The sequence below is a fragment of the Devosia sp. genome (assembly GCF_036406155.1).
GTDB lineage: Bacteria > Pseudomonadota > Alphaproteobacteria > Rhizobiales > Devosiaceae > Devosia_A.
On the sequence record NZ_DASWVV010000035.1, the window covers coordinates 1 to 2827 of the forward strand.

The window sequence follows — 2827 nt, forward strand, 5'->3', positions numbered from 1 at the left end:
CTCGGCGCCCGCTTCGGCGCCTTCGGCGTCGGCGCGGTCTTCCTCGGACGCCGCGGCCTCGGCCTCGGTTTCGACCTCGGCGCTCTCCTCCTCGTCCTCGTCGGCCTCCTCGGCTTCGACGGGCTGCGGGGCGGCGGCGGCGGCGGCGAGCGTACGGTCGGTTTCGGCGAAGATGCGCTCGGCGCTGACCAGCGGCCCGCCTTCGTCGCCCGGCTGCTTGGCCTTCACGCGTTCAAGCCGCAGGTCCGGGGCGATCAGCGTGTCGTCGGCCAGCAACAGCACGCGGAAGCCGTACTTGTACTCGATGCGGGCGAGGTCCGTACGCTTCTGGTTCAGGATGTACAGCGCGATGGAGGTCGGCACGTACACCGTGATCTCGGCGGAACGCTTGCGGATGCCCTCCTCCTCGATGGCGCGCAGCACGTGCAGCGAGGCGGACTCGACCGAACGGATGACGCCGGCGCCCGAGCAGTGCGGGCAGCGCTCGAAGTTGGTTTCCAGCAGCGACGGGCGCAGGCGCTGGCGCGACAGTTCCAGCAGGCCGAAGGCGGAGATGCGGCCGAGCTGGATGCGCGCCCGGTCGGTCTTCATCGCTTCCTTGAGGCGCCGCTCGACCGTCGCGTTGTTGCGCGGCTCCTCCATGTCGATGAAGTCGATGACGATCAGGCCGGCGAGGTCGCGCAGACGGAGCTGGCGGGCCACCTCTTCGGCGGCCTCCAGGTTGGTCTTGAACGCGGTTTCCTCGATGTTGCGCTCGCGCGTCGACTTGCCCGAGTTGACGTCGATGGCGACCAGCGCCTCGGTCGGGTTGATGACGATGTAGCCGCCCGAACGCAGGTGCACGATCGGGCTGTGGATGGCGTCGATCTGCGTTTCCACCTGATAGCGGTGGAACAGCGGGATCGCCTCCTCCTTGTAGGGCTGGACGCGCTTGACGTGGCTCGGCATCAGCATCCGCATGAATTCCTTCGCGGTGTGATAGCCGGCGTTGCCCTCCACCCAGATCTCGTCGATGTCGTTGCCGTAGAGATCGCGGATGGCGCGCTTGATGAGGTTCGCCTCTTCATAGATGAGGCAGGGGGCGGACGACTGCAGCGTCTGCTCCCGGATGTCGTCCCACAGACGCAGCAGGTATTCGAGGTCGCGCTTGATCTCCTGCTTCGAGCGTTCGAGGCCCGCGGTGCGCAGGATGACCGCCATGCCGTCGGGAATGTCCAGTTCCGACAGGATTTCCTTCAGGCGCTTGCGGTCGAGCGGGTTGGTGATCTTGCGGCTGATGCCGCCGCCGCGCCCGGTGTTGGGCATCAGCACGCAATAGCGGCCGGGCAGCGACAGGTAGGTGGTCAGCGCCGCACCCTTGTTGCCGCGCTCCTCCTTGGTCACCTGCACCAGCATGATCTGCCGGCGCTTGATCACTTCCTGGATCTTGTAGGAGCGCAGCGGGCGCGTGCGCCGGCGCTGCACCTCCTCGACCTCGTCGCCGCCGACCACGTCGAACCGCTCCGACTCGGTCGTCTGCGGCGCCTTGGCGGTGGCGTCGGTGCCGTACGCGGCCCCGGCCTCGGCCGTCTCGCCAGCCTCGGCGAGGGCGCTTTCGGCGAAGGCGCCGGATTCCCCTCCGGCGGCTTCGTCGGAGCCCCGTTCGGTGCCCTGCTCGGCGTACGTCTCACCGGCGGCTTCGGCGTACGCGCCATTTTCGCGCGCGTCCCGCGCGCCGTCGTCGTCGGAGCCGGCGTTGGATTCGTAGCCGTCGCCGTTCCCGCCGTTTTCATCGTCGGAGCCGATGGTCTCGGCATCGATGGCGTCGGCGTCGATGGGGGTGGGCATCGGCGAGATGCGCTCGGAGAATTCCTCCGGCTGGATCTCCTCGGCCAGCGAGCGGCGGCCGCCGCGCTGTTCGGCGCGTTCGGCGCGGGCCTCGGCCTCTTCCTCCTGCCGGCGCTCCTCGGCCATCAGCGCCTCGCGGTCGGCGACCGGGATGCGGTAATAGTCGGGGTGGACTTCCGAGAAGGCGAGGAAACCGTGCCGGTTGCCGCCGTATTCGACGAAGGCCGCCTGCAGCGACGGCTCGACGCGCGTCACCTTGGCCAGGTAGATGTTGCCCTTGAGCTGCTTGCGCGAGGCGATCTCGAAATCGAGTTCCTCGAGCCTGTTTCCACTGACCACTGCGACCCGTGTTTCTTCCGGGTGCGTGGCGTCCACCAGCATACGCTTCATTCAAGATCCCCATGACGCCACCCGGACCCCCGCGCGACCAGACGGACGCAAGGGCAACGCCATCGTTTTGGCGAAGCGTGCGGAGCCTGCCCGGGGGTTCGTCGAACGGCGCTTTCCAGAGCTGCCAGGACGATCCGAGCCGCGGCATCCGGGCTCCGGCCTTGCGGCCGAAGCCAGCTTCGAGGTTTCATCCTCAAGTCACCGGCAAATCCAAGAGCGCCACCACACGGAACACGACCGAAAAGGCAAGCCGGCCGGACCCGTTCCGTGGGCGACGCCGCCGCCCCCTTACGGAAGCCTGCGGATCGCGGTATGTCGCACGAACCAACATAGACAAGCACGTTGGCTTGCACAACGGGTGAATTGGACACGGGTGAATTGGACGGGCCGGCGGTTTACCTCGCCCGCATGGAATCCGCCGGCCCGGCCCGTGGCGCTGATGCGCGCGGGCCACAGGTGCCGCCATATGAGTCGCCGTCTCATCGTCGCCGTTGAACGCGTTGATTCGTCTAAGCTATAGGTAGACGTTCAGTTCGTGTCGTCCGGTTCTGGTGGTTGGTATGCCCCGATTTCTCGCGCTGGTGGTCGCCCTGGCGGTCCTGCTCGGGGC

Annotated in this window: 1 protein-coding gene; it reads right to left on the reverse strand. The window is 67.5% G+C overall.

Annotation, left to right across the window (positions count from 1 at the left end; all coding sequences use genetic code 11):
• The coding region (locus VGD93_RS02190) for an Rne/Rng family ribonuclease (protein WP_395008738.1) at positions 1-2217 on the reverse strand (2217 nt) is incomplete at its 3' end.
• Between the last annotated feature and the right edge of the window lie 610 nt (positions 2218-2827).